The 25,225-nt window shown below is 69.4% G+C and carries 21 protein-coding genes; 13 read left to right on the top strand and 8 right to left on the bottom strand.

Annotated features, from left to right (window positions below; genetic code table 11):
- Window positions 1–15 precede the first annotated feature (15 nt).
- Window positions 16–1,416, bottom strand: coding sequence for a porin (locus LPC04_RS06380; RefSeq protein WP_275681347.1), 1,401 nt, complete (start codon window positions 1,414–1,416; stop codon window positions 16–18).
- A gap of 481 nt (window positions 1,417–1,897) precedes the next feature.
- Between LPC04_RS06380 and LPC04_RS06375 the strand changes: the two genes are divergently transcribed.
- Genes LPC04_RS06375 through LPC04_RS06350 form a run of 6 tightly spaced genes read left to right on the top strand, consistent with a single transcriptional unit; the run spans window position 1,898 to window position 8,086 of the window.
- Entirely contained in the window at window positions 1,898–2,869 is a 972-nt protein-coding gene (locus LPC04_RS06375) for an ABC transporter substrate-binding protein (RefSeq protein ID WP_275681346.1), read from the top strand.
- A gap of 13 nt (window positions 2,870–2,882) precedes the next feature.
- Window positions 2,883–3,908: an amidohydrolase family protein gene (locus LPC04_RS06370; RefSeq protein ID WP_275681345.1), complete on the top strand. Its 1,026-nt coding sequence runs from the start codon at window positions 2,883–2,885 to the stop codon at window positions 3,906–3,908.
- A 1-nt stretch (window position 3,909) separates the two neighbouring features.
- Window positions 3,910–4,755, top strand: coding sequence for an amidohydrolase family protein (locus LPC04_RS06365; protein WP_275681344.1), 846 nt, complete (start codon window positions 3,910–3,912; stop codon window positions 4,753–4,755).
- A gap of 16 nt (window positions 4,756–4,771) precedes the next feature.
- Window positions 4,772–5,629: an HpcH/HpaI aldolase family protein gene (locus tag LPC04_RS06360; protein ID WP_275681343.1), complete on the top strand. Its 858-nt coding sequence runs from the start codon at window positions 4,772–4,774 to the stop codon at window positions 5,627–5,629.
- Between the two features lie 4 nt (window positions 5,630–5,633).
- A complete protein-coding gene (locus LPC04_RS06355) occupies window positions 5,634–7,181 on the top strand; it encodes an acetolactate synthase large subunit (RefSeq protein ID WP_275681342.1) in 1,548 nt (515 codons plus the stop codon).
- A gap of 17 nt (window positions 7,182–7,198) precedes the next feature.
- Window positions 7,199–8,086: a substrate-binding domain-containing protein gene (locus tag LPC04_RS06350; protein WP_275681341.1), complete on the top strand. Its 888-nt coding sequence runs from the start codon at window positions 7,199–7,201 to the stop codon at window positions 8,084–8,086.
- An 84-nt stretch (window positions 8,087–8,170) separates the two neighbouring features.
- Here the strand turns inward: LPC04_RS06350 and LPC04_RS06345 are convergent, their stop codons facing one another.
- Window positions 8,171–9,421, bottom strand: a complete 1,251-nt coding sequence (locus LPC04_RS06345; RefSeq protein WP_275681340.1) for an MFS transporter — start codon at window positions 9,419–9,421, stop codon at window positions 8,171–8,173.
- Window positions 9,422–9,449: 28 nt separating this feature from the next.
- Entirely contained in the window at window positions 9,450–10,973 is a 1,524-nt protein-coding gene (locus LPC04_RS06340) for an aldehyde dehydrogenase (NADP(+)) (RefSeq protein WP_275681339.1), read from the bottom strand.
- Between the two features lie 84 nt (window positions 10,974–11,057).
- Here LPC04_RS06340 and LPC04_RS06335 point away from each other — a divergent pair, with 84 nt between their 5' ends.
- Window positions 11,058–12,485 carry a LysR family transcriptional regulator gene (locus LPC04_RS06335; RefSeq protein WP_275681930.1) on the top strand — a complete coding sequence of 476 codons (1,428 nt, stop codon included), beginning with the start codon at window positions 11,058–11,060 and terminating at the stop codon, window positions 12,483–12,485.
- 326 nt (window positions 12,486–12,811) lie between these two features.
- On the opposite strand, the gene LPC04_RS06330 is transcribed toward LPC04_RS06335, so the two are convergent.
- From LPC04_RS06330 to LPC04_RS06320, 3 genes are read right to left on the bottom strand one after another with little or no spacing between them, the layout of a single operon-like run.
- Entirely contained in the window at window positions 12,812–14,206 is a 1,395-nt protein-coding gene (locus tag LPC04_RS06330) for a sensor histidine kinase (protein ID WP_275681338.1), read from the bottom strand.
- Window positions 14,196–14,873 carry a response regulator gene (locus tag LPC04_RS06325; protein WP_275681337.1) on the bottom strand — a complete coding sequence of 226 codons (678 nt, stop codon included), beginning with the start codon at window positions 14,871–14,873 and terminating at the stop codon, window positions 14,196–14,198. The genes LPC04_RS06330 and LPC04_RS06325 overlap by 11 nt, the downstream gene beginning before the upstream one ends.
- 18 nt (window positions 14,874–14,891) lie before the next feature.
- Complete coding sequence (locus tag LPC04_RS06320; RefSeq protein ID WP_275681336.1) at window positions 14,892–15,911, bottom strand: ABC transporter substrate-binding protein; 1,020 nt, start codon at window positions 15,909–15,911, stop codon at window positions 14,892–14,894.
- A gap of 219 nt (window positions 15,912–16,130) precedes the next feature.
- Here LPC04_RS06320 and LPC04_RS06315 point away from each other — a divergent pair, with 219 nt between their 5' ends.
- Window positions 16,131–17,156, top strand: a complete 1,026-nt coding sequence (locus tag LPC04_RS06315; protein ID WP_275681335.1) for a TRAP transporter substrate-binding protein — start codon at window positions 16,131–16,133, stop codon at window positions 17,154–17,156.
- A gap of 74 nt (window positions 17,157–17,230) precedes the next feature.
- The gene (locus LPC04_RS06310; RefSeq protein WP_275681334.1) at window positions 17,231–18,694 is read left to right on the top strand and encodes a porin; all 1,464 of its coding nucleotides are present in this window, start codon (window positions 17,231–17,233) and stop codon (window positions 18,692–18,694) included.
- Between the two features lie 37 nt (window positions 18,695–18,731).
- On the opposite strand, the gene LPC04_RS06305 is transcribed toward LPC04_RS06310, so the two are convergent.
- Both LPC04_RS06305 and LPC04_RS06300 read right to left on the bottom strand, forming a co-directional pair.
- Entirely contained in the window at window positions 18,732–20,048 is a 1,317-nt protein-coding gene (locus LPC04_RS06305) for a sensor histidine kinase (RefSeq protein WP_275681333.1), read from the bottom strand.
- Window positions 20,045–20,725 (bottom strand): response regulator, encoded by a 681-nt coding sequence (locus LPC04_RS06300; RefSeq protein ID WP_275681332.1) that lies wholly within the window; start codon window positions 20,723–20,725, stop codon window positions 20,045–20,047. The genes LPC04_RS06305 and LPC04_RS06300 overlap by 4 nt, the downstream gene beginning before the upstream one ends.
- Window positions 20,726–21,024: 299 nt before the next feature.
- On the opposite strand from LPC04_RS06300, the gene LPC04_RS06295 reads away from it, so the two are divergent.
- The 4 genes from LPC04_RS06295 (at window position 21,025) to LPC04_RS06280 (ending at window position 25,211) form a co-directional block, all read left to right on the top strand.
- Window positions 21,025–22,524 (top strand): PEP-CTERM sorting domain-containing protein, encoded by a 1,500-nt coding sequence (locus LPC04_RS06295; protein ID WP_275681331.1) that lies wholly within the window; start codon window positions 21,025–21,027, stop codon window positions 22,522–22,524.
- A gap of 116 nt (window positions 22,525–22,640) precedes the next feature.
- Entirely contained in the window at window positions 22,641–23,429 is a 789-nt protein-coding gene (locus LPC04_RS06290; protein WP_275681330.1) for a COG4705 family protein, read from the top strand.
- Complete coding sequence (locus LPC04_RS06285) at window positions 23,419–24,165, top strand: transporter (RefSeq protein ID WP_275681329.1); 747 nt, start codon at window positions 23,419–23,421, stop codon at window positions 24,163–24,165. Before LPC04_RS06290 ends, LPC04_RS06285 begins: the two co-directional genes overlap by 11 nt.
- On the top strand, window positions 24,165–25,211 hold the full coding sequence (locus LPC04_RS06280) for a YncE family protein (protein ID WP_275681328.1): 1,047 nt from the start codon (window positions 24,165–24,167) through the stop codon (window positions 25,209–25,211). Before LPC04_RS06285 ends, LPC04_RS06280 begins: the two co-directional genes overlap by 1 nt.
- Window positions 25,212–25,225: the final 14 nt, after the last annotated feature.

Here is a 25,225-nt window from a genome sequence, read left to right as displayed (position 1 = left end):
CTCGCGGCCGTCGCGTCAGAACCGGTACAGGATGCCGGTGATGACGCTTCCCTGCTTGCCGCCCGCGGACGGGGTCGCGGAGGGCGTGCTGGCCGACGCGGGCAGCGCCAGCGTGCCGTCGTTGTTCATGAGGGCGCCGGTCACGTACAAGGTGGTGTCCTTGGAAACGATGTAGCGTCCGCGAAGATTGATCAGCATGGCCTTGTTCGGCGAGTCCTCGTACTTCAGTTCGCCGAGCAGGCCGTCGAAGTAGAAGCCGTCGCCGACGGGCACGATGGCCTGCGTCCAGTACATGTCGCTCTTGGGCGTCTTGCTGCCCTCGTTGTCGCGCTGGATCCACCCGGCCGTGAGCTTCGCGCCGCCGTGCAGCTTCAGGTAGCCGCCCAGCACGAAGCGCGTGTCCGTCGTGTTCGGCGTCGTGAGACCACCGTACGTCGCCGACGTGCCGCCCCACAGGCGCTCGAAGGAACTGGTCAGCCCCCAGGAGCCGCCGTCGTACTTGATGCCCGCGGAACTCTCGCGGCACTGGCGATTGTTGGATGCGACTTCGCCGGGGCAGTCCGCGCCCGCGTTGTTCGACGGGCCGGTATTGGCGGCGTTGCCGTCGATCGCGTCCCAACCGGCGCTCCAGTTCACGCCGGCCGTGACGGGGCCCCACTTGCCGAAATAGCTGATGGAGTTGTCGGCGCGCGGGTTCGAGATGCGCGGATCGAGCAGGCGCAGGCCCTGGTTGCCGGTGCCGTACGGGTTGGCATCTTCCCAGCCCATGCGCGCCATCGTGTACTGGCGACCCAGGCGCACGGTGCCGAAGCCTCCGGACAGGCCGACCCAGGCCTGGCGCCCGAACAGGCGGCCGCCGATGCCGGAGCTGCCGTTGTCGGGTGCGAAGCTGCCCTCCATGTTGAAGGAGCCCTGCAGGCCCCTGACCAGCTGGCCGTTGCCGATCAGGCCGAAGTGCGGTGTGATGATGCCGTTGCTGATCCGCACGGCATCGCTCTCCTTTCCGCTGGCCAGGTGTCCCCGCAGGTCCTCGACGCCGACGTCGATCATGCCGTAGAAGTTGATCTTCGCCTTCTCCGATCGCACGAGCGCGGCGCCTTCGGGCTCCTTGTCGACGTCCACGGCGCCGGTGGCTTCCTCGTTCCCCTGCTTCGACAGGCCTTCCACCGCCGCCTTGCCGACCGGCGCCGCGACGGGTTGCGGCGCGGCGCTCCGCGCGGTCGCGTTCAGCTTCTCCTCGTCGGCCTTGACCTGCGCCTTCAGCTGCTCGATCTGGCGCGCCATCTCCTCCAGGCGCTTGAGCACGTCCTGGTTGCTGGTCGCGGCGCCGTTGTCCTGCGACCAGGCCGGCATGCACGCGGCCATGCAGGCTGCGACGACCAGTGGCGACGAGCGGCCCAACTTGAGTTCTTTCATGATGTCTCCGGTTTGGAAGGTAGTCGTGTGCCGGGATTCTTCAGCCCCGGCATCTGGGTTCTCTGCCTGAACGGTCGATCGACGATTCGCTCGCGATGAAGCCGTCGCAGTGCCCGGATCGAACGCTCGTCCGCAGTGACGCTTCGAGCCGATCCGAGGCGCGATATTAGGTTCGCGAATCGCGGCGTGAACGGCTCGCGGCGCAAATTCGATGGGCCTCGAAGAGATCCGATGGGACGCGTTTTCACGCGCCTCCGCCGTCGCTTTTCGTCCTTCTGGCGCACGCCATCGGATCTCGTCCGGACCCCATCGGAATTCGATCCGAGGCCGTCCGCGAAGGGCCAGTCAAACCTACTATCGCGCCTCGATCCGGGCAGTCCCGGATCCGCATCGAGGCACGAACCTGCCGCTGCACGACCCGGCCCGGCCGCTCATCGCCACGCGAGGCGGCGCCCCAGACAACCCATTTGGAGACAGACCCATGTCCGCGAAAGTCCACCTCAAGATCGCCGTCGCCGAACACCCGGTGACCTCGGCCATCCGCAGCGGCGCGATCCCCATCGAAGGCGTCGACGCCGAGTTCGTCACCGTCAAGCCGCAGATCGGCGCATTCCGCCGCATGGTGCGCGACGTCGAGTTCGATGTCTGCGAGATCGCGCCGACCACGTACATCATCGCCCGCGCCTACGGCGCGCCGTTCGTCGCGCTGCCGATCTTCGTCGTGCGCCGCTTCCACCATTCGGGCCTGCTCGTGCGTCCCGATGCCGGCATCAGGACGCCCAAGGATCTCGAGGGCAAGAAGGTCGGCGTGCGCGCCTACTCTGTCACCACCGGCGTGTGGACGCGCCAGGTGCTGATCGACGAGTTCGGCCTCGATTCGTCGAAGGTCACCTGGGTCGTCGACGACGAGGAACACGTGACGCAGCTGAAGCTGCCACCCAACGTGATCCATGTGGCGAAGGGCGATTCGCTGGCCGACATGATGGCGCGCGGCGATCTCGTCGCCGGCTTTCACGGCAACGCCGGCGTCGGCCGCACGGGCGATCCGACCGGCGGCTGGAAGGAGGTCGAGGCCGACTACCCGGATCTGTTCCCCAATGCGGAGGCGCTCGAGGCGAAGTCGTATCGCGAGACCGGCGTGTACCCCATGCACGGCACGATCGTCGTCAAGGATTCGGTGCTGGCCGAACACCCGTGGGTCGCGAAGTCGATCTACGACGCCTTCGACAAGGCGAAAAAGGAATGGCTCGCCAAGCTCGATGCCGGCCAGGCCACGGACAAGAGCGACAAGAAGTACCTCAAGCTGCGCGAGATCGTGGGCCACGACCCGCTGCCCTACGGCATCGAAGAGAACCGCAAGACCATCGAGGCGCTCGAGGCCACCGCGTTCAAGCAAGGCCTGACGCCGCGGCGCATGGCGATGAGCGAGCTGTTCGTCGACCCGCGCGTCTGACCGGAGCAACGACATGATCATCGATTGCCACGGCCACTTCACCACCGTTCCCAGGACCTTCCGCGACTGGCGCGCCGCGCAGGTCGCCGCCGCCGATGACCCCGCCAACGCGCCCGCGCGCGCCGGCGCGCACGTCAGCGACGACGAGATCCGCGAAGCCATCGAAGGCGGCCAGCTGCGCCTGCAGAAGGAGCGTGGCTCGGACATCACGCTGTTCTCGCCGATCGCCGGCCTGATGTCGCACCACCTCGGCAACGAGCGCACGAGCCTCGAATGGGCCGAGGTGTCCAACGACCTCGTCAAGCGCGTGTGCGAGCTCTATCCCGACAACTTCGTGCCGGTCGGCCAGCTGCCGCAGTCGCCGCTGGCGCCGCCGAGGAATTCGGTGCCGGAGCTCAAGCGCATCGTCGACGAGCTGGGCTTCGTCGGCGTCAACCTGAACCCCGATCCGAGCGGCGGCTACTGGACGGGCAAGCCGATGACCGACCGCGAGTGGTATCCGATCTACGAGGCGCTGTGCGAGCTCGACGTGCCCGCGATGATCCACGTGGCGGCTTCGTGCAACCCGTGCTTCCACGGCACCGGTGCGCACTACCTCAACGCCGACACGTCCGTCTTCATGCAGCTGCTGCAGGGCGAGGTCTTCAAGGACTTCCCGACGCTGCGCTTCGTGATCCCGCACGGCGGCGGCGCGGTGCCGTACCACTGGGGCCGCTACCGCGGCATGTCGCTCGAGATGATGGAACGGCCGCTCGAAGACCTGCTGGACAACATCTTCTTCGACACCTGCGTCTACCACCAGCCCGGCATCGAGCTGCTGACCAAGGTGATCCCGACGAGGAACGTGCTGTTCGGCTCCGAAATGATCGGCGCCGTGCGCGGCAAGGATCCGTTCACCAACCACTACTTCGACGACACGAAGCGCTACGTCGACGCGATCGACGCGCTGAGCGCGGAGGATCGCGCCGCGATCTACGAAGGCAACGCACGTCGCGTGTATCCGCGCCTGGACGCGCAGCTCAAGGCCAAGGGGCTCTGACATGGACATCATCGACATCCACCCGCACATCATCTCCGACGACGAGAAGCGCTATCCGCCGGCGCCGCTGTTCGGCAAGCGCTCGGACTGGTCGCAGGAGCGCCCGAGCACCGTCGAATCGCTGATCGCCGCGATGGACGAGGCCGGCGTCTCGAAGGCTGCGGTCGTGCACTCGTCGACCACCTACGGCTTCGACAACTCGTACGTCGTCGACGGCTGCAACCGCTACGCGGACCGCCTCGTCGCGGTCGGCTCCATCGACATGCTGGCCGACGACGTCGCCGCCACGATCAAGGGCTGGAAGGACAAGGGCCTCGCGGGCCTGCGCATCTTCACCGGCGGCTCGACCAAGGACTTCGATCCGAGCGAGCTCGACAACCCGAAGTCGTTCAAGGCCTGGGAGATGTGCGCCGAACTCGAACTGCCCATGTGCATCCAGACCGGTCCGATCGGACTGCCGTACGTGGCGATGCTGGCGCGCAAGTTCCCGACGGTCGACATCATCCTCGACCACCTGGGCCGTCCCGACGTCCTCGACGGGCCGCCGTACGCGAACGCGGCGAGCCTGTTCGACATCGCCGACATGCCGAACATCTTCGTGAAGCTCACGCCGCGCATCTTCGGCGACGTGAAGAAGGAAAAGGCCAGCGCCGAGAGCTTCTTCGCGAAGGTGGTGCAGGCCTTCGGCGCACAGCGCATGGCCTGGGGTTCGAACTTCCCGACTTCGCCCGGCAAGCTGAGCGGGATCCTCGCCGAGGCTCAGGCCGGCCTCGCGAGCCTGAGCGAAGAAGACCGCATCTGGCTCTTCGGCAAGACCGCCCAACGACTCTACCCGGCGCTCGCCTGAAGCGCGAAGGACTCCCATGACCACGACCCGCCTGAACGGCATCATCCGCGCCCTCGAATCGGGCAAGGCCGCGCACATGGCCTTCGCCAAGCTCGACAAGCAAACCGCCATCGAGATGAGCGACGCGCCGTATGACGGCATCGTCTTCGAGATGGAACACAACCCGTACGACGTCTCGGCGCTGGGCGACGCGATGCAGTACATGCTCAGTCGCAAGCAGATCGCGGAATCGGGTGCGATCGCGCCGCAGGTGACGCCGATCGCGCGCATCCCGGCCAACGGCGTCGAGATGAACCAGTCGTTCGCCAAGCAGGTGCTCGATCGCGGCTGCTACGGCGTGATCTGGCCGCACATCGCGACGGTCGAACAGGCCTGCAACGCGGTGGCCTCGTGCCGCTACGCCCGTCCGAAGGGCGCGGCGCTGTACGAGCCCAAGGGCGTGCGCGGCGACGGCCCGGCCAACGCGGCGCGCTACTGGGGCCTGTCCATGGCCGACTACTACAGGAAGGCCGACGTCTGGCCGCTGGCCCCGGAGGGCGAGATCGTCGTCGGCCTGATGTGCGAGAGCCCGGAAGCGATCGAGAACCTCGACGACATCCTCGGGAACGTCCCGGGCATCGGCTTCATCCTCATCGGCGAGGGCGACCTCAGCCAGGCACTTGGATACCCCCGGCAGTACGAGCATCCCGAGGTGCAGGACGCGATGCGCCGCATCGTCGAGACCTGCCACAAGCACAAGGTGGTGGTCGGCAACCCGCACGTCACGGCAAAGAACCATCGGCGCTTGATGGACGAGGGCTACCGCATCCTGCTTTCGGCGCCGCAGCGCACCTACGGCGTCGTCAGCCTCGCGCGCGACCTGGCCGGGTACTGACGCCATGAACGGCGCGGAGAGCCTCGTCAACACGCTGGTCGGCCAGGGCGTCGACATCTGCTTCGCCAACCCAGGCACGTCGGAGATGCATTTCCTGGCGGCGCTCGGCAACAACGAGAGGATGCGCAGCGTGCTGTGCCTGTTCGAGGGCGTGTGCACCGGTGCGGCCGACGGCTGGTACCGCATGAAGGACACGCCGGCCTCGACGCTGCTGCACCTGGGCCCGGGCCTGGCCAACGGCCTGGCCAACATCCACAACGCCAAGCGCGCGTCGTCGGGCATGGTCAACATCGTGGGCGAGCATTCAGCCTCGCACCTGAAGTACGACCCTCCGCTGACGTCCGACATCGAGGGGCTGGCGCGGCCGCTGAGCCACTGGGTCCGGCGTGCCGACGCGGCCGACACTATCGCCTGGGACACGGCCAATGCGGTGGCGCATGCCTCGGAGCATCCCGGCAAGATCGCCACGCTAATCCTGCCCGGCGACACGTCGTGGCAGCAGGCCGGCTCGGCCGTCCTGCCCGTCCGCGCGCGCGCGGCGCGCAAGACGCCCTCGTTCGCCCGGGTGGAACATGTGGCCAGGGTGCTGCGCTCCGGCGAGCCGACGCTGATCATCCTCGCCAACAAGGCCACGCGCGGCGTCGCGCTGGAGCGCGCGGGCCGGATCGCCGCCGCCACCGGCGCCCGGCTCGGCTCGCAGTTCTTCACCGCGCGCATCGAGCGCGGTGCCGGCCGCACGCCGATCGAGCGCATACCGTATGCCGTACCGCAGGCGATGGCATTCCTCGAGGCGTTCAGGCACATCGTGACGGTGGAAACCGCCGAACCCGTCGCGTTCTTCGCGTATCCGGACAAGCCCAGCCTGCTCAAGGCCGAGGGCACGCTGGTGCATCCGCTGGTCGAAGCCGACGAGGACAGCGCGCTGGCCTTCGAGATGCTGCTGGAGGCGCTGGGCGCGACCGGCACCGCGCCGAGGCGGCAGGAACGCATCGAGACGCCCGCCCCCAGCGGGGCGCTCAATCCGCTCTCGATCGCGCACGCGCTCGCCGCGGCACTGCCGGAGAACGCGATCCTCGTCGACGAGTCGCTGACCACAGGCCGCGAGTCCATGGGCCACACGATGGGCGCGCTGCCGCACGACCTGATCAACAACATGGGCGGCTCGATCGGCTACGCGACGCCCGTGGCCACCGGCGCGGCGCTGGCATGTCCGGATCGCCGCGTGTTCTGCATGGTGGGCGACGGCAGCGCGATGTACACGATCCAGTCGCTGTGGACGCAGGCCCGCGAGCAGCTGGACGTCACCACCATCATCTTCGCCAACAACAGCTACGCGATCCTCAAGGCCGAGTACGCCAACATGGGCGCGGGCTCGCCGGGTGCGCGCGCGCTTTCCATGATCGACATCGACCAGCCGTGCATCGACTGGCAGGCCATGGCCAGGAGCATGGGCGTGCCCAGCGTCGCGGTCGACACGGCCGAGGACTTCCACAAGGCGATGGTCGATTCCACGCGCGAACGCGGTCCGAAGCTGATCGTGGTTCGCCTCTGATCCAGGAGACATCCGACATGAATTCCACGATCCCGACGCTGCGCGTCAACCTCGCCGAATACGCGGTCACCAAGGCCCTGCGCGACGGCCGTGCGAGCTCCGACAAGGTCGCACTCGACTTCTGCGGGCCCACGCCCGCGCACAACGGCTTCAAGGCCATGGTGCGCGAGAACCAGTTCGACGCCGGCGAGCTGGCCATCGTCACGCTGCTGCAGGCCAGGGCCTACGGCAAGCCCTACGTGCTGCTGCCGACGCCGATCTCCGGCCGCTTCCAGCATCACTGCGCTGGCTTCAACATCGACTTCGGCCATCTCGACCCGAAGGACATCGAAGGCCGCCAGGTCGGCGTGCGCACCTACACGCAGACCACCGCGCTGTGGATCCGTGGCATCCTGCGCCACGAGTACGGCGTGGATCTCGACAAGGTGCGGTGGATGACGCTGGGCGACGGCCACCTCGCCGAATACAGCGACCCCGCCAACTGCACGCGGCTGCCCAAGGGCGCGTCGATCCCGGACATGATGATGAACGGCGGGCTCGCCGCCGCGCTGCTGGGCGAGGACATGCCCAAGGATCCGCGCGTGCGCACGCTGGTGCCTGACGCGATGAACGCCGCCAAGGCCTGGTACGCGCGCGAGGGCGTCGTGCCGATCAACCACATGTTCGTCGTGCATGCGGAGCTGTCGAAGAAGCATCCCGAGATCGTGCGCGAGCTGTACCGCATGATCGTCGAGAGCCGGCAACTGGCCGATCCGCCGGTGCCGGCCGTGTTCCCGCCCATCGGCCTCGAGGCCAACCGCAAGGGCATCCAGCTGGCGATCGACTGGGCGCTCGACCAGAAGATCATCCCGCGCCGCCTGACGGTCGACGAGTTCTTCGACGACGTCACGGGCAGCCTGGGCTAAGCGGCGCCGCGAACTCGCCCTCGTCGTCGCGCCGTCCGGCGTGGCGACGAGGGCGAAGTCTTTTGCGCCCCGGAGTCCGAAGTGTCAGAACGACCGCGACGCCGCCGCGTCGACCTTGGCCGCCGCGTTGCGCGTTCGCGGCACGAGCGCGACGAGCGACAGCAGCAGCGCGCCGGACGACACCTCGACCGCGCGCGCGAGGCCGATGCGATCGGCCGCCAGTCCGATCACGAGCGCACCCAGCGCCGGGCTGCCGCGCGCGATGATGCCGTGCACGCCGAGCACGCGGCCGCGCAGCGCGTCGGGCGTCGTCAGCTGCACGAAGGTTTGCGTGGACACAAGGCCGCGCGTGATCGCGGCGCCGAGCACGACGGCGGCCGCGACGGCCAGCACGGGGCCGCGGGCCTGCGTCAGCACCATCGCGGCGACCGCGCCGAGGCCCCACCACAGCAGCACGCCGTAGAGCATGTTGGACGCGCGCACGCGCCCCATCACCAGGCCCGACGTCACCGCGCCGAACGCTGCGGCGCTGGTCAGCACGGCCAGTCCCGTCGCGTTCTGCCGGAAGGTGCCCGCGGCGATGGCCGGGATCAGTTCCATCATGGCCCGCACGATGGAGCCGCCGCACAGCATCGCCAGCAGGATCAACCACAGCGCCTGGTCGCGCAGGATGTGCGTGAAGCCGTCGGCCATGTCGCCGAGGAATCCGCGGCGACCCGGCGGCCGCACGTGCGGCGCGATGCGCAGCGTGGCCAGGATCAGCACGAAGCCGAAGGTGACCGCCGCGTTGACGGTGAAGATCCAGACGATGTCCGCGTGCAGGATCATGGCGCCGGCCACCGCGGGGCCGATCATGCGCGTGAGGTTGACGATGACCGAGTTGAGCGCGACGGCGGTGCCCATGTCCTCGCGCGCGACGATCTGCTGCACCATCGCCATGCGCGCGGGCTGGATTGCCGCGGTGAGCGTGCCCTGGGCCGTCACCAGCAGCACGATGCTCACCAGGCCCAGGTGGTTCGTCGCCAACAGGATCGCGGTGAGCGCTGCCAGCACGGCCGACGCGATCTGGGCCAGCACGTTCTGGCGCAGGCGATCCCAGCGATCGGCCGCCACGCCGGCGAAGGGGCCGACGACGACGCCGGGCAGCAGGTCGCCGGCCGAGAGGATGCCCAGCCAGAACGCCGAATGCGTCCAGTCCCACACCAGCCAGCCGCAGGCGGTGCGCTGCATCCAGGTGCCGACGAGCGACAGGCCGTTGCCCGCATAGAACGGGCCCAGCTGCGTTCCGAGCAGCACGCGCAGCGGCGCGGGAAGCGATCGACGAGAAACCGGCACGGCCTTCCCCGCGTCTGGCGATGCGCTGTCAGCGCAGATCGCCCGGAAGCATCTGTTCGGGAAAGTTCTGGTAGCAGACGGGACGCAGCCAGCGGCGGATGGACAGGGTGCCGACCGAGGTCGCCCCGAAGTTGGTCGACGCCGGGTACGGGCCGCCGTGCACCATCGCGTCGCACACCTCGACGCCGGTCGGGAAGCCGTTGGCGAGGACGCGGCCGGCCTTGCGCTCGAGGATGGGCAGCAGCGCATGCGCCGCGTCGGCGTCGGCCGCGTCCAGGTGGATGGTCGCCGTCAGCTGGCCGCGCAGTAGGCGCGCGACCTGGCGCATTTCGTCCACATCGCTCGCGCGCACGACCAGGCCCAGCGGGCCGAACACCTCCTCGGACAAGGCGTGGTCAGCCAGCCAGGCGCGCGCGCTGGTCGCGAACAGGCTCGGCGCCGCGTCGCGCCGGGCGCAGGCGGCGCTGAAGACGGCCTGCACGTCGCGCGAGTCGGCGATGCGATCGCGCCCGGCGCGGAAGGCGGTGGCGATGCCGTCGGTCAGCATGGCCTGCGGCTGCACGCGGCCCAGCGCCGAGGCCACGGCGTCCACGAACGCGTCCGCCGCCGCGCCGGACGGCAGCACCGCGATGCCGGGATTGGTGCAGAACTGGCCCGCACCGAGCGTCAGCGACGCGGCCCAGCCCTCGGCGATCGCGGTGCCGCGCGTCGCCAGCGCCGCGGGCAGGACGAACATCGGATTGACCGAGCCCAGCTCACCGAAGAAAGGGATGGGCTCGGGACGCGACGCGCAGAGATCGAACAACGCCCGCCCGCCGCCCAGCGATCCGGTGAAGCCGACCGCGCGGATCAGCGGATGCTGCACGAGCGCCTCGCCGACGTCGCGCTTGCCACCCTGGATCAGCGAGAACACGCCCGCGTGGACGCCGCAGCGTTCGACCGCGGCACGCACCGCCTCGGCGACGATCTCGGACGTCCCCGGATGCGCGGAGTGCCCCTTGACCACCACCGGACAGCCCGCGGCCAGCGCCGACGCCGTGTCGCCGCCGGCCACCGAGAACGCGAGGGGAAAGTTCGACGCACCGAAGACCGCGACGGGACCGATGGGTCGCTGCACGAGCCGCAGCTCCGGGCGCGGTGGCTGGCGCTCGGGCAGCGCGACGTCGTGGCGGCGATCGAGGTAGTCGCCTTGCCGGATGTGCGTGGCAAACAGGCGCAGCTGCGCCACCGTGCGCCCGCGCTCGCCGACCAATCGGGCCGCGGGCAGGCCGGTCTCCTGCGAGCCGATCTCGGTGATGGCATCGGCGCGCGCCTCGATCTCGTCGGCGATCGTCTCGAGCAGTACGGCGCGCTCCTCGCGAGTGCTGTCGCCGAACGACCAGGCGGCTTCCTCGGCGTGTCGGCAGGCCTCGTCGACCAGCGCCGGCGTGCCGACGTTGAAGTCATGCGACGGGCCCCAGGCGGGCGCCGAGGCAAAGGTCGAGTCGGTCGACTTCAGCTCGCCGGCCACGAAGTGCCTGCCGTGTGGGGCGAAGGAAGGGCTGGGGCGCATCGGGGGTCCTCTGGTTCGAAGTCGCGGGGTCGACGGCGTGTCAGGTTCTCGATGACCCAGCGCGACCCGGCGTAATGCCTTTTGATGCCGGAAGTGTGCGGGCATTCCGCCCTTGATCGATTCCGCCGCGCCGAAATCCAATGGCCTGGAAGAAGAACCAATGGGACCAAATCCTATGACCCTGGACTAAGATTCGATGCAGCTGTCATATTGACCGCGCTTGCACCAGAAGGTCGACAGGAGGCCATGTTCCAGTTCGCCGAAACACCCAACCTCCGCCATCTGAGGATGGTGCAGGTGATCGGGCGGATGGGCGGCGTCAGCAGCGCATCACGCGAGCTGTGCGCCTCGCAGCCGACCGTCACGCAGGCCGTCGCCAACCTCGAGGCGGAGATCGGCACGCCGATCTTCGAGCGCTGCGCGACCGGCACGTATCCCACGCCGCTGGGCCGGCGCTACCTGCTGCGGATCGACCGCTTCTTCGAGATCCTCGACGGTGCCGTCGCGCACGTGCTCGGCCGCCAGGAGGGCGGCACCGGTCGCGCAGCGACGCACGTCGACCGCCTGATGACGGGCACCCAACTGCGATCCTTCATCGTCGCGAGCGAGCTCGGGCGCGTCGAGGAGATCGCGCGCAGCCTCGAGCTCTCGCCCGCGTCGCTGCTGCGCTCCGCGCGCTCGCTCGAGGGCGCGCTCGGCAAGCCGCTGTTCGATCGCACCGCCAAGGGGCCGATTCCCAACAAGACCGGCGAAATGCTCGGCCGCGAGTTCCGCCGCGCGATCCGCGAGATCGAGCTGGCGCGCGGCGAGATCCTGCTGGAGGCCGGCGCCGAGGACCTGGAACTGGTGGTCGGCGCCCTGCCGATGGCGGGCTCGCAGGAACTGGCCGAGGCGACGCGCCGTTTCATGGCCCTGCATCCGAGCGTCAAGGTGCGCCTGGTCTCGAGCGAATACCACGCGCTGCTGGCCGATCTTCACAACAGCCGCATCGACATGATCTTCGGCATGCTCCGTCGCGCCGGCACGCCCGCCGGCGTTCGCGAGGATCTGCTGTTTCGCGACAGCTACTGTCTGGTGGCACGCCCCGGGCATCCGCTGGCGAAGCTGGCTGAGGTCGCGCCGCCCGACCTGCTGGACTGCCAATGGGTGGTGCCGTCGCCGGGCACGCCGCGGCGCAACCGCATCGAGGCCATCTTCGAGGGCATGGCGGCGCAACCACGATTCAACCTGGAGACGTCCTCGCTGGGCATGGGTCGCGCGCTGCTGATGGGCTCTGACGCCGTCACGCTGATGACGCGCTCCGAAGTGCGCAACGACCTCGAGCAGGGTATGCTGGTCGCATTGCGCTGCTCGTCGCTCGACGATGTCCTCCTGAAAGGCGTTACGACGCGGCACGACTGGTTGCCGACGCAGGCGCATACGGCGTTCATCGAGTGCCTGCGGGCCAGCACGACGGAGGCGACGGAACACGTCTCCGCCAAGGGTCGGCGCGAGTCGATGTCGCACGCCTGACATGAGGTCTCGCAGGCGAAGGCGATCGAGCGGGCTCGGGAACTCAGCCCGAACGCTGCTGTGCACGTCGAGCGCGTCAGGCACGCGCCCGAGGGCTCGCCGGACGAGTGGCGCAAGCCCTGAAGGTATCGCTGGGTGGCCCTGCCGCCCGTCTGAAGTCGAAGTCGCGAATTCCATGTTCAGCGGCTTTTACGCCGCGAATTCCATCGTCAGAGACACGCGAGTTCCAGACCCGGTCAAGCCAACTTCGCCAAGCCGCTGATTTGTTGGCCGTGCTCATTTCCACGTTGAATGACTATCGACAGTTCGCGGCCTCGCCGATCAGGTCAGGGCAGATCCGAACGCGTCGCCGCCACGAACCCGACCTCGACCGTCACGCCCGCGCCGCTCGCGGGCGTCCGCAAGGCGACGTCCGCCCCCAGCGCCTCGGCGAACTCCTTGACGATAGCCAGGCCCAGCCCGCAGCCGTCGGAGTCGCTGTCGTTGAGGCGGTAGAAGCGCTGGAACACGCGTTCGCGTTCGGCCAACGGAATGCCGGGGCCGTTGTCCTCGACGCTCAGGGTGACGCGCCGGTCGTCGGCCACGATGCGCGTCGTGACGATGCCGCCCGGCTGCGTGTAGCGGATCGCGTTGTCGACCAGGTTGGTCACGATCTCGCGCAGCGTCACGGCGTGCCCGCGCACGTGGATGTCGACGGCCGAGGCCTCGAAGCCGAGGTCGATATCCTTGCTCTGGGCGCGTCCGGCCATGTCCTCGAGCACGCGTCGAACCACCTCGTCGAGCCTGCCGGACTCGCCCTGCAGGTCGCCCGCGGCCTGCACCTCGGCGCTCGAGAGCGTCAGCAACTGGTTGACGAGGCGCACCGACTGCTGCACCGTCTGACGGATCGCCGACAGCGACTCGGAACGGCCCATCGGCTCGGACGCGCGGATCGCGTAGCTGACCTGGGTGGTGAGCAGCGTCAGCGGCGTGCGCAGCTGGTGCGCCGCGTTCTGGATGAACAGCCGCTGCACGCTGGTGTGGCGCTCGAGGCGGATCGCGTATTCGTTGATCGCGTCGACCAGCGGGCTCAGTTCGACGGGGACGGCCGCCAGCTCCAGCGCGTGGAGCGAGCCTGGCCGCCGCGCGAGGACGGCGTCGCGCAGCTGCAGCAGCGGCTTCAGGCAATTGCGCAGGCCCAGCCACACGAGCAGCGCCACCAGCGCGAGCGCGGCGAGCTGCTGCACCATGGCCTGCATCCACAGGCTCTTGACCAGCGCCGCGCGCCCGTGCAGCGTCTGCGCGATCTGCACGCGCACCGGCTGGATGCCCGTCTCGGTGAGCACGGGTTGCAGGTAGACCACCGCGCGCACCGCCTGGCCGCGGACGACCGTGTCGAAGAATTGCGAGGTCTCGGGCTGCAGCCTGGCGTCCGACAGCGGGAACTCGGAGTAGCCGGTCACCGTCCGCCCGTCGCTCGTGATCACGCGGTAGTAGACGCTGTCGATGTCGCTGGACTGGAACAGCTCGAGCGCCGCGGGCGGCACGGGATCCTGGATGCTGCCGTCCTCGAAGCGCAGCTGTTCCGCGACGATGCGCGCGGAGCCGAGCAGCAGCCGATCCTGCACCACGGTCGCCGTGGACTCGGCGTTCTGCCGGCCGACGACGCCCGCGAGCACGACGGCGCCGGCCAGGGGCAGCATCACCCAGGCGAGCAGCCGGCCGCGCAGGCTATGCGTCATCGTGCACCTGCCTCAGCAGATAGCCGAGCCCGCGCAACGTGACGATGGTCGCGCCGCTGCCCTCGAGCTTCTTGCGCAGGCGGTGCACGTAGATCTCGATGGCGTCGGCGGAGACGCCGTCCTCGAGCGAAGGCAGGCTCTGTCCCAGCACCGATTTCGAGACGGTGGCGCCGACCTTCAGGATCAGCACTTCCAGCACGGTCCGCTCGCGCGGGGTCAGCGTCAGCGGCTTGCCCGCCAGCGTGAACTCGCGGCTGCCGCCGTGATAGACGAGGGCGCCGCAGGCGACCTGCGGGTTGGCGACGTGGGCCGACCGGCGAAGCAGCACGCGGATACGCGCCTCCAGTTCCTCGACCTCGAAGGGCTTGGCAACGTAGTCGTCGGCGCCGTGATCGAGTTCGGTGACGCGGCTGCGCGTCGTGTTGTCGGCCGTGAGCACGATCACGGGCGTGCCGTTGCCGCGTTCGCGCAGGCGTCGCAGCACCTCGTGGCCACCCAGCTTGGGAAGGGCGAGGTCCAGCAGCACGAGGTCGTAGGTCTCGGTGCGCAGGACGAAGTCGGCGTCCGCCCCGTTCTCGACCCAGTCGACGGCGTACTGCTGCTTGCGCAGCGTGCGCGACAGCCAGTCGGCCAGTACCCGGTTGTCTTCGACGAGGAGCAGTCGCATCGCTGGCCGCCCGCGATTTCAGCGCGCCGCCTGCGCGAACTCGGTCGTGTAGGTGCGCGACAGGTCGATCGGCTTGCCGACCACCGCGCGCTCGGCCACGCGCATCACGCGCAGCACGTTGGCCGGACCGTCGGCCGGCATCACGCCGTCGGCGATGAACATGGACTTGCTCTGCTGCAGCGTGCTCACGTAGAGCGCGCGATCGCCCGCCATGTACTCGGCGGGCAGCTGCGCGGCGATCTCCTGCGCACTGTGCGCCGCGATGAAGCGCAGCGACTTCACGAGCGCGTTGACGAGCCGCTGCACGTCTTCGCGATGGGTGCTGATCCACGGGCTCGACAGGTACAGGCAGGCCGCGGGATAGATGCCGCCCAGCGCGCTCGTGGCCTGCTCGGGCGTGCGCAGGTCGACGAGCAGCCGCGCATCGCCGGCCTTGAGCAGGCGCGACAAGGTCGGCTCGGTCGTCATGCCCACGTCGATGCGGCCTTCGCGCAGCGCCTGCGCGAAGGCGTCGCCCGCGCCCACGCCCGCGATCGTGACCTCGCCCTTGCGGATGCCGCCCTGCGCGACCAGGTACTGCATCAGCAGGTGCGTCGACGAACCGAGACCCGTGACGCCCAGCGCATGTCCGCGGAAATCGGCGGGCGAGCGGATGGCATCCGCGCGGCGCGCGGCGACGACCACCGCCTCGCCCGGCGCCTGGCTGAACTGCACCACGGCCTGGACGAACTTGCCCTTGGCCTGCAGGTCGATCGTGTGGTCGTAGAAGCCGACGACGCCCTGGACGCTGCCGGTGAGCAGCCCGTCCTCCGCGTGGCCGCCGGAGGTGTCGCTGAGCACATGGACGTCCAGGCCCTGTTCCCTGAAGTACCCGAGGCGGTCGGCGAGGGCGACGGGCAGGTAGATCTGCTTCTCGACGCCGCCCACCATCAGCTGGATCGTCTGCGCACGCGCGGGCAGCACGCACGCGAGCGCGCACGCGGCCGCTGCCAGCGCGCGCGCGATCGTCGATCGCCGGGTCGTCTCGTCGTCTTGCATGGCGTGCCGCCAATCGTTCTGAGGCCTGTCTCCGCCTTGAATACTACGAGCGCGTTTCGCCCTTGGCACGCGTCGCGTGCGGGGCGTTGTTTGGTCGACTACGTGATTTCCCTCAGCTAATTCTGCTGAAAGCTAATGGAAGGGTGGCCGCTCGTAGCCTCGGCGGCAGACGGGTGGACGCGATGACGTCCCGACCCGCAACACCGGAGACAGATCCTCATGAAAACCGTCATTTCGCGCCGCGCGGCACTGCTCGCGGCAGCCGCCGCACTGGCCGGATCGGAGACGAAGTCCGCCCGCGCGCAGGGCGGCCCCGTCGTCATCAAGTTCAGCCATGTCGTCGCGCCCGACACGCCCAAGGGCAACGGCGCGCAGCGCTTCAAGGAGCTCGCCGAGGAGCGCACCAAGGGCCGCGTGAAGGTGGATGTCTATCCGAACAGCCAGCTGTACAAGGACAAGGAGGAGATGGAAGCGCTGCAGCTCGGCTCGGTGCAGATGCTCGCGCCCTCGCTGGCGAAGTTCGGGCCGCTGGGCGTCAAGGAGTACGAGGTCTTCGACCTGCCCTTCATCTTCAAGGACCAGGCCGCGTTCCGCGCCGTGACCGAGGGGCCGGTCGGCGCCGACCTGTTCCACAAGCTGGAGGCCAAGGGCATCCGCGGCATGGCGTACTGGGACAACGGCTTTCACATCATGAGCGCGAACCGGCCGCTGCACCACGTCGCCGATTTCCGGGGCCTGAAGATGCGCATCCAGTCGTCGAAGGTGCTCGACGCCCAGATGCGCGCGCTCGGCGCGATCCCGCAGGTGATGGCGTTCAGCGAGCTGTACCAGGGCCTGCAGTCGGGCGTGGTCGACGGCACCGAGGGCGTGCCGTCGAACTTCTGGACGCAGAAGATCTACGAGGTGCAGAAGCACATGACGCTCTCGTACCACGGCCACCTGGCCTACGCGGTGATCGTCAACAAGAAGTTCTGGGACGGCCTGCCCGAGGACATCCGCACCATCCTCGACGGCTGCGTCAAGGACGCCACGACCTACGCCAACGCGCTCGCCGCCACCGAGAACGCGATGGCGCTCGAGAAGATCCGCGCGAGCGGCAAGACCACGGTCTACACGCCCACCGCCGACGAGATCAACGAGTGGAAGAAGGCGCTGATGCCGGTCCACCAGGAGATGGTGTCGCGCGTCGGCCAACCCACGATCGACGCGGTCTACAAGGCCGCGGGCTTCGTGCCGCCGAAGTGACCCGAAGCATCTGGATTCCTACGCCAGACAACACCGAGCCCCCGGCGTGGGGCGACAACCACTGGAGACATGACATGAAGAACTTCGCAATGCGCGCCAGCGCGCTGGCCGTCCTCGCGTTGGCCCAACCCGTGTTCGCGAGCGAGGTCGACGACCTGCGTGCCGAGATCGCCGCGCAGAAGGCCGCCGAGGCCGCGCAGAAGGCGCGCCTCGACGCGCTGGAGCAACGCCTGAACGCGATGACCGCCCAGCAGGCCGCCGCGCCCGCGCCGGCGAAGGCCGCGCCCATCCCCGTGGCGATGACCACCGACCAGAACGGCGTCAAGCTCGTCGACGCGCCCTCCGGCGTCTCGCTCTACAACAACGGCACGACCAGCCTGCACATGTACGGCCTGATCGAGGCCACGGGCAGCCACGCCAACCACCAGACGACCGGCGGCGGCTCGACGACCGGCTTCCAGGTCGCCTGGTTCAGCGGCAACCGCCTGGGCTTCGACGCCGACCACGCGCTGGCCATCGGCGACCAGATCGGCCTGCCGGGCCTGAAGGTCATCTCCAAGCTCGAGACCGAGTTCGAGCTGCCCACCGGCGACATGGACACCTCCGACGTCTTCTTCAATCGCGACGCCTGGATGGGCTTCTACAGCGACGACCTCGGCAAGCTCACGTTCGGCCGCCAGAACACGCTGACGCGCGACTTCACGCAGACCTGGGGCGACGCCTACGGCACCGCGGACGTCACGCTGAAGGAAGGCGGCTACTCGAACGTCAACAACTTCAAGCAGTTCATCTTCTACTCGGGCTCGGCCAACGGCACGCGCATGAACAGCTCGATCGCGTGGAAGAAGAAGTTCGGCGCGCATGTCGTCACCGGCCTCGCGTACGCCTTCGGGTCGCAGGGCGCGGGCGGCAGCGGCGACGTCGGCAATGGCGGCTCCACGCCCGGCGACTTCAAGAAAGGCAGCACGCAGGAGGCGTCGATCGCGCTGAACAGCATCGACATCGGCGGCGGCCTCCTCAGCGCCAACCTGTCGTACGACCGCGCCAACGTCAACGACCTGATCCACCAGTCGGAGCTGGTCGGCGGCGACTTCCGCATCGGCATGTTCCGCGTCAACGCCGGCTACGTCCACTACACGGCCGAACAGGGTGCGAACAACAGCGCCGGCACGCGCACCGACAACGCGTGGACGATCTCGGCGAGCCTGCTGCCGACGCCGGAGAACGAGTTCGCGCTCGGCTTCAACGACTCGAAGGGCAAGCATGCCGGCTTCAACGGCGGCGGCAACATCCTCAACCCGTTCGGCAACACGGCCGGCGTCACCGCGGTGGCGGCCAACGGCTCGAAGAAGGCGCTGTTCGCGTCGTACATGTACCACGTCGATCGCCAGCTCGACGTCTACCTGGCGGGCGACTACTTCAAGGTCGACGGCGCCTGGGTGCTGGGCGACGCGCAAGGCAACGGCAACCACTTCGGCGCCGGCCAGGCCTACAGCAACGAGACCGAGATCGCCATCGGCGCGCGCTACAAGTTCTGACGCGCAGCGGCGCGCGAAGGCTTCTTCGCGCGTCGCTTCAAGCGAGCTTCTGGCGATACACGAAGCGCAGGCCCGGCTGGCCGTCGAGCCGGGTCGTCAGCTCGACGCGGCCACCGAGTGCATCGGCGGCGCTGCGCACGATCGCCAGTCCGAGGCCGTTGCCGCTCTGCTGCGTGCCGAGCACGCGGAAGAAGGGCTCGAACACGCGCTCGCGCAGGTCGGACGGGATGCCGGGGCCGGTGTCCTCGATCGCGAGCAGCGCGTCGCCTTCGTCGATCACCAGGCTGACATCGACCCAGCCGCCCGGCGGCGTGTAGCGAACCGCGTTGTCGATGGCGTTGCGGATCAGCGCGAACGCGTGCAGCGAGTCGCCGCGGACCTGCGCGCGATCCAGCCGGATGCAGCCGAGGTCGATCTTGTACGACTCGGCGAGCGCCAGCGTCTCCTCGATCGCGCTGCGGGTCAGCGCGTCGAGCGCGATGGGCTGGTCCGCATGCGGCGCGTCGCCCTGCACGCGCGCGAGGCGCAGCAGCTGGTCGACGAGTTCGGAGTTGCGCGCGAGTCCGCGCTGCAGCGATTCGAGGCGCTCGCGCGCGTCGGGCGTCAGGTCGGCGTGCGCGAGGTTGTCCGCCTGCACGCGCGCCGCGGCGATCGGCGTGCGCAGTTCGTGCGCGGCATCGGCGACGAGGCGGCGCTGCTGCTCGAGCAGGCCGCCCACGCGCGTCAGCAGGCGATTGACAGCGTGCACGAGCGGCAGCACCTCGCCCGGGATGCGGTCGGTGCGCAGTGGCTTCAAGTGACGCACGTCGCCCTCGTCGACCTCGCCGGACAACGCGACCAGCGGCACGAAGCCCTGGCGCAACAGCAGGTTGACGATCAACAGCAGCAGCGGCACCAGCACGAACATCGGCGCCAGCGCCGCCACCGCGTTGTCGCGCGCCACCTCGTCGCGCAGGTGCTGCCGCTGCGCGACGCCGAACGCGCGGCCGTCGACATCGTTGCGGACGAAGACGCGCCAGTGCACCTCGGACGCCTCGAGGTCGTGCAGGCCCGGCGCCAGGCTCGGCGGCAGCATCACGTCGATGCGCGGGTTGGGATCGATGTCCGAACTGCCCAGCGGGCGGATCACGAGGTGCGTCTCGGCATCCTCGCCGTCGCGCGGAAGGAAGCGTTCGCGCGGCGCGCGGACCGGCTGTGTCGCGAGCGCGGCGGCGATCTGCTGCAGCTGCGTGTCCTGCAGGTCGTTCGCGTCCCGGTAGTTCATCCAGAATGTGACGCCCGCCGTCGTCGCGCTCATGAGCACGATGGCCGCGGACAGCCACAGCGACAGCCGTTTGCGCAGCGAATGGTTCACGAGCCGCCTCCGGCCGGGCCGGCGTGCTCGACGCGCCAGCCCAGGCCGCGCACGTTGCGGATCCGGTCAGCCCCGAGCTTGCGGCGCAGGCCGTGGATGATGACGTCCACCGCGTTGCTCTCCACTTCTTCGCCCCAGCCGTAGATCGATTGCTCCAGCTGCGTGCGCGACAGCACCGCGCCGGGCCGCAGCATCAGCGCCTGCAGCAGCGCGAACTCGCGGTGCGACAGGTTGTGGACGACGCCGTTGGACACCGCGCGCTTCTCGGCCAGCTCGAGCGACACGATGCCGTTGGTGAGCGTCGACGTCGTCGCGCCGCCGGTGCGGCGCACGAGCGCGCGCAGCCGGGCGAGCAGTTCGCCCACCGCGAAGGGCTTGCCGAGGTAATCGTCGGCGCCGACGTCCAGGCCCTCGATGCGCTCGTCGACGGAGTCGCGCGCCGTGATCACGAGCACGGGCGTCGCGTCGCCGCGCGATCGCATCCGGCGCAGCACCTGAATGCCGTCGCGCCGCGGCAGGCCCAGGTCGAGGAGCACCAGTTCGTAGTCGTGCCCGTCGAGCGCCGTCGACGCCGTGGCGCCGTCCTGCACCCAGTCGACCGCATAGGCGGCGTCGTGCAGCGCCTGCAGCACGGCGCTGCCCAGCATCTGGTCGTCTTCCACGAGAAGCACGCGCATGGCCGGCTCTCAGCGCGCGACGTGCGGCCGGGCCGCGTGAAGGGTCGGTGTCATGCGCGCACTCTAGCGGCCCAGGCTTAGCTCGGGATTAGCCATTCGCGTTTCGGCGGCGTCCTCCCTGCACGTCGACTCTTAGCCGAGTGTTAGCCGCCGTCGCTTTCGAGCGGTCGGCGACACGGCTGTCATGCAGCGGACAGCGTGCCGCAAGGGTGCACTCGCGACGCCCGCGATGTCACGCCGACGTCACTCGCGATTCCTACCGTCCGGCTTGCGATCCCATCAGCCAGAAGGAAACCAACATGACTCGAGCAAGTGTCCTGACCCTCGCCGCACTCGCGGCCATCAGCGGCGTCGCGAATGCGCAGGCCGTCGCGCCCGGCAACCTCGTCGTCTCGCGCACCGTCTACGCGGGCAACGCCGGCACCGTCGCCGTCGGCCAGGCGCTGCCCGGCGGCGGCAAGGCCATCGCCGACGGCTCGTTCCCCGACGTGTTCAAGAACGAGACGCCCGATGCCGCGTTCGGCGTCACCGCGCCGATCTTCCTCGACCAGCTGACGACCAGCGGCGCGCGCGTCGGCACGATCGCGATCGACCCGACGCAACTCAGCACGAGCTTCTCGTCGAAGTCCGAGCTCGGGCTCAACATCTCGCAGGACGGCAAGTCGGTGACCTTCATGGGCTACGTCTCGCCCATCAACCAGCTCGACGTCTCGAACTCGAACACGTCCGCGATCGTCGACCCGACCAACCCGGTGAGGACATCGACGCAACGCGGCATCGGCACCGTCAACCTCGCCACCGGGGCGCTGACCGTCACCGGCATCAACGCCTACAGCGGCAACAACGGCCGCAACGCGATCCTCGCCGGCGGCAACTACTACACCGTCGGCAACGCGGGCAACTCGGGCAAGGGCCCGAGCGGCACCGTGCTGAGCCAGCTGAGCGACGACACCGGCCTGCAGATGATCGCGGCCGGCAGCTCCGGCAACACGACGGTGGTCGGCAAGGCCTATGGCACGTTCGGCAGCACCACCGGCTACCAGCACGGCTTCTCGACGGTCACCACCGGCGCGGCCGCCGACAAGACCGGCAAGGACGACAACTTCCGCGGCGAGACGCTGTTCAACAACACGCTGTACGTGACCAAGGGCAGCGGCAGCAACGGCGTCAACACGGTCTACCAGGTCGGCGCCGCGGGCCAGCTGCCCACGGCGGCGACCGCGGCGTCGACGACGATCACGCCGCTCGCGGGCTTCCCGACCTCGGGCACCGCGACGCACCCGTTCGGCCTCTGGTTCGCCGACGCGACCACGCTGTTCGTCGCCGACGAGGGCGACGGCCAGGCCAAGGGCACGCCGGGCAAGGACACGTCCAACGCCGGCCTCGACGAATACCGCTTCATCGGCGGCAAGTGGAACGAGACGGCGGTGTTCCAGAAGGGCCTGCTCGACCAGGCCGGCTACAGCGAGGGCCTGCCGTGGACGGTCAACACCGACGGCCTGCGCAACCTGACGGGCGAGGTCAACGCCGACGGCTCGTTCACGCTGTTCGCGACGACCTCCACGGTCAGCAACGAGGCCACGCACGACCAGGGCGCGGATCCCAACGAGCTGGTCTCGATCACGATCGGGGCCGGCTCGACGCCGGACGACACGTCGTTCACCGTGCTGGAGACCGCGGGCTACGGCGAACGCCTCGGCGGCGTCGCGCTGGCCCCGGTGCCCGAGCCCGCCAACGTCGCGCTGCTGTTCGCCGGGCTGGGCCTGCTCGGCTTCTGCGCCCGACGCCAGCGCGGCTGAGTGTCGACGTGGGCAGGCGCCGGCGGGGCCTGCTCACGCAAGTGTGGCAACGGCTAACAATCGGCTAACGCATCGCTTGCAGACTGGGGCCCTTCGATTTCCCGCGACCTGCCCTCATGAACGATACGCTCCGGCAATCCCCGTCCACAGCCTCCGCCAAGGTCGCCGCCGTCACGCTGGGCTTCTGGATCGCGAAGGTCGCGGCCACCACGCTCGGCGAGACGGGGGGCGACTGGGTGACGATGTCGCTGAACCTCGGCTACCTCGTCGGCACCGGCATCTTCGCCGCGATCTTCGTCGCGCTCGTCTGGCTGCAGGTGCGCGCCGCGCGCTTCCATCCCGCGTTGTACTGGGCCACGATCGTCGCGACGACCACGCTCGGCACGACGATGGCCGACTTCTTCGACCGCTCGGTGGGCGTCGGCTATCCGGGCGGCACGGCCATCATCGCGGCGTTGCTCGCGGCCAGCCTGTTCGCGTGGCATCGCGTCGAGGGCACCGTGTCGATCCGCAGCATCGACACGCCGCGTGCCGAGTGGTTCTACTGGGTCACGATCCTGTTCTCGCAGACGCTGGGCACCGCGCTCGGCGACTGGACCGCCGGCGACGACCGCGGCGGCATGGGACTCGGCTACGAGCATTCGGCGCTGATCTTCGGCGGCGCGCTGGCCGTGATCGCGGCGCTCTGGTTCGGGACGCGCCTCTCGCGGACGGCGTTGTTCTGGGCCGCCTTCGTGCTCACGCGGCCGCTGGGCGCGACGCTTGGCGACTTCCTCGACAAGACGCACGCGCAGGGCGGCCTCGAACTCAGCCGCCTGTGGGCGTCGATCGCGCTGCTCGTCTTCGTGGTGCTGTGCGTCGTGCTGTTCCCGCAGCGGGCCGCGCGCGCCGACGATGCGGCGTGAGCGCGGCGTGCGCGTCCTGGCGATGGCCGTGCTCGCGGGCGCCTGCGGCGCGGCGGTCGCCGGGCCGCCGTTCCTGACGGACGATCCCGATCCCGTCGACCTGCACCATGCCGAGATCAACGTGATCGCGCAGCAGACCCGCGCCGACGGCGGCCGCGCGGGCAGCGCCTCGGCCGAGGCCAATCTCGGCTGCGCGGCCGAGACGCAGTGCCACGTCGCCGTGCCGGTCGCGTTCGACCGGCCGGCCGGCGCGCCGTCGCAGGCGGGGCTTGGCGACGTCGAGCTCGGCGTGAAATACCGCTTCCTCGACCGCCCCGACGACGGCTGGTCGGCCGCCGCCTACCCGACGCTGGACCTGCCCACCGGCAACGCCGATCGCGGCCTCGGCAACGGACGCGCACAGCTGCTGCTACCGTTGTGGGTGCAGCGCGCATTCGGCCCATGGCGCTGGGACGCCGGCATCGCGCGGCTCGTCAACCGGGCGCCCGACGCGCGCGACAGCTGGTTTGCCGGCCTGCTCGCGCAGCGTTCGTTCGGCGACGCGCTCACGCTCGGCGCCGAAGTCTTCCACCGCACGTCGACCGCGCGCGGCGAGCCGTCGGCGGCGGGTTTCAACGTCGGTGCGATCGTCAAGATCGCGGCGAACCAGAACCTGCTGGTCTCGGCCGGCCGCGGGTTGACGCACGTCGAGTCCAATCGGTGCTCGATGTTCCTGGCCTATCAACTGGAGCTCTGATGCCCATCTCTTTCCCGTCCCATCCGCTGGCCCGTGTCGCCGGCATCGCCATCGCGGCGCTGGCCGCGCTGCACGGCGCGCCGGCCCTTGCTGCGCCGCAGGTCGCCGCGACGATCGCGTTGCCCGACCCCGTGCGCTGGGACTACGTCAGCGTCGATCCCGCGGCCCATCGGCTCTATGTCGCGCATCGCGAGCGCGTCGACGTCATCGACACCCGCGACAACAAGCCCGTGCTGCAGCTCGCGCCGACGCCCGGCGTGCACGGCGCGGCGGCGGCGCCCGGCCTCAACCGCGTCTTCACGAGCAACGGTGCGGACGGCACGGTGGGCGTCTTCGATGCGACGACCGGCAAGCCGCTGCAGGCGCTGCCGGCCGGCAAGAACCCCGACGCGATCGTCTACGAGCCGTCGACGCAGCGCGTGTTCGCGTTCAACGGCGGCTCGTCCGACGTCACGGTGATCGACGCGCGCACGCTGAAGGTGCTCGCCACGATTCCGTCGCCGGGCGACCCCGAGTTCGCCGTCGTCGACGGCCGCGGCCGTGTCTTCTTCAACATCGAGGACAAGGGCGAACTCGCCGTGATCGATGCGCAGGCGCTGAAGATCGAACGCCACTACGCGCTCGCGCCGTGCGAGGAACCGAGCGGCCTCGCCATCGATCCCAAGGGACGGCTGTACTCGGTCTGCCGCAACGGCGTGATGGTCGTGAGCGACCCCGCGCAGGGCCGCGTGATCGGCAGCGCCCCCATCGGCCGCGGGCCCGACGGCGTCGCCTGGCTCGACGGCAAGGCCTACAGCGCCAACGGCCGCGACGGCACGATCAGCGTGGTGGCCGAGACCGCGCCGGGCCGCTTCGAGACGATCGCGACGGTGCCGACGGCGCCCGGCGCGCGCACGATCGCCGCGGCACCGGGCGAGCACCTGCTGTTCTCGCCGACCGCCGACTTCGAGCCGCCAGTCGCATCGAGCGCGGCCAAGCCGCCCCGGCCCGAGGCCATCGTCGGATCGTTCCGTGTGCTCGTGCTGAAGGACGCCGAGGCTCGTTGAGCCGCTCAGAAGGA

Source organism: Scleromatobacter humisilvae (genome assembly GCF_023231945.1).
Lineage (GTDB): Bacteria > Pseudomonadota > Gammaproteobacteria > Burkholderiales > Burkholderiaceae_C > Scleromatobacter > Scleromatobacter humisilvae.
This window is presented reverse-complemented; position numbering and strand designations above follow the sequence as displayed.

What these genes read in the sequence shown, in the direction of transcription:
- LPC04_RS06350 (WP_275681341.1), top strand. Translation starts at nt 7,199, where the DNA reads ATGAATTCCACGATCCCGACGCTGCGCGTCAACCTCGCCGAATACGCG.
- LPC04_RS06315 (WP_275681335.1), top strand. Translation starts at nt 16,131, where the DNA reads ATGAAAACCGTCATTTCGCGCCGCGCGGCACTGCTCGCGGCAGCCGCC.
- LPC04_RS06375 (WP_275681346.1), top strand. Translation starts at nt 1,898, where the DNA reads ATGTCCGCGAAAGTCCACCTCAAGATCGCCGTCGCCGAACACCCGGTG.
- LPC04_RS06335 (WP_275681930.1), top strand. Translation starts at nt 11,058, where the DNA reads ATGCCGGAAGTGTGCGGGCATTCCGCCCTTGATCGATTCCGCCGCGCC.
- LPC04_RS06340 (WP_275681339.1), bottom strand. Translation starts at nt 10,973, where the DNA reads ATGCGCCCCAGCCCTTCCTTCGCCCCACACGGCAGGCACTTCGTGGCC.
- LPC04_RS06320 (WP_275681336.1), bottom strand. Translation starts at nt 15,911, where the DNA reads ATGCAAGACGACGAGACGACCCGGCGATCGACGATCGCGCGCGCGCTG.
- LPC04_RS06310 (WP_275681334.1), top strand. Translation starts at nt 17,231, where the DNA reads ATGAAGAACTTCGCAATGCGCGCCAGCGCGCTGGCCGTCCTCGCGTTG.
- LPC04_RS06325 (WP_275681337.1), bottom strand. Translation starts at nt 14,873, where the DNA reads ATGCGACTGCTCCTCGTCGAAGACAACCGGGTACTGGCCGACTGGCTG.
- LPC04_RS06300 (WP_275681332.1), bottom strand. Translation starts at nt 20,725, where the DNA reads ATGCGCGTGCTTCTCGTGGAAGACGACCAGATGCTGGGCAGCGCCGTG.
- LPC04_RS06290 (WP_275681330.1), top strand. Translation starts at nt 22,641, where the DNA reads ATGAACGATACGCTCCGGCAATCCCCGTCCACAGCCTCCGCCAAGGTC.
- LPC04_RS06355 (WP_275681342.1), top strand. Translation starts at nt 5,634, where the DNA reads ATGAACGGCGCGGAGAGCCTCGTCAACACGCTGGTCGGCCAGGGCGTC.
- LPC04_RS06285 (WP_275681329.1), top strand. Translation starts at nt 23,419, where the DNA reads ATGCGGCGTGAGCGCGGCGTGCGCGTCCTGGCGATGGCCGTGCTCGCG.
- LPC04_RS06295 (WP_275681331.1), top strand. Translation starts at nt 21,025, where the DNA reads ATGACTCGAGCAAGTGTCCTGACCCTCGCCGCACTCGCGGCCATCAGC.
- LPC04_RS06370 (WP_275681345.1), top strand. Translation starts at nt 2,883, where the DNA reads ATGATCATCGATTGCCACGGCCACTTCACCACCGTTCCCAGGACCTTC.
- LPC04_RS06380 (WP_275681347.1), bottom strand. Translation starts at nt 1,416, where the DNA reads ATGAAAGAACTCAAGTTGGGCCGCTCGTCGCCACTGGTCGTCGCAGCC.
- LPC04_RS06365 (WP_275681344.1), top strand. Translation starts at nt 3,910, where the DNA reads ATGGACATCATCGACATCCACCCGCACATCATCTCCGACGACGAGAAG.
- LPC04_RS06280 (WP_275681328.1), top strand. Translation starts at nt 24,165, where the DNA reads ATGCCCATCTCTTTCCCGTCCCATCCGCTGGCCCGTGTCGCCGGCATC.
- LPC04_RS06330 (WP_275681338.1), bottom strand. Translation starts at nt 14,206, where the DNA reads ATGACGCATAGCCTGCGCGGCCGGCTGCTCGCCTGGGTGATGCTGCCC.
- LPC04_RS06360 (WP_275681343.1), top strand. Translation starts at nt 4,772, where the DNA reads ATGACCACGACCCGCCTGAACGGCATCATCCGCGCCCTCGAATCGGGC.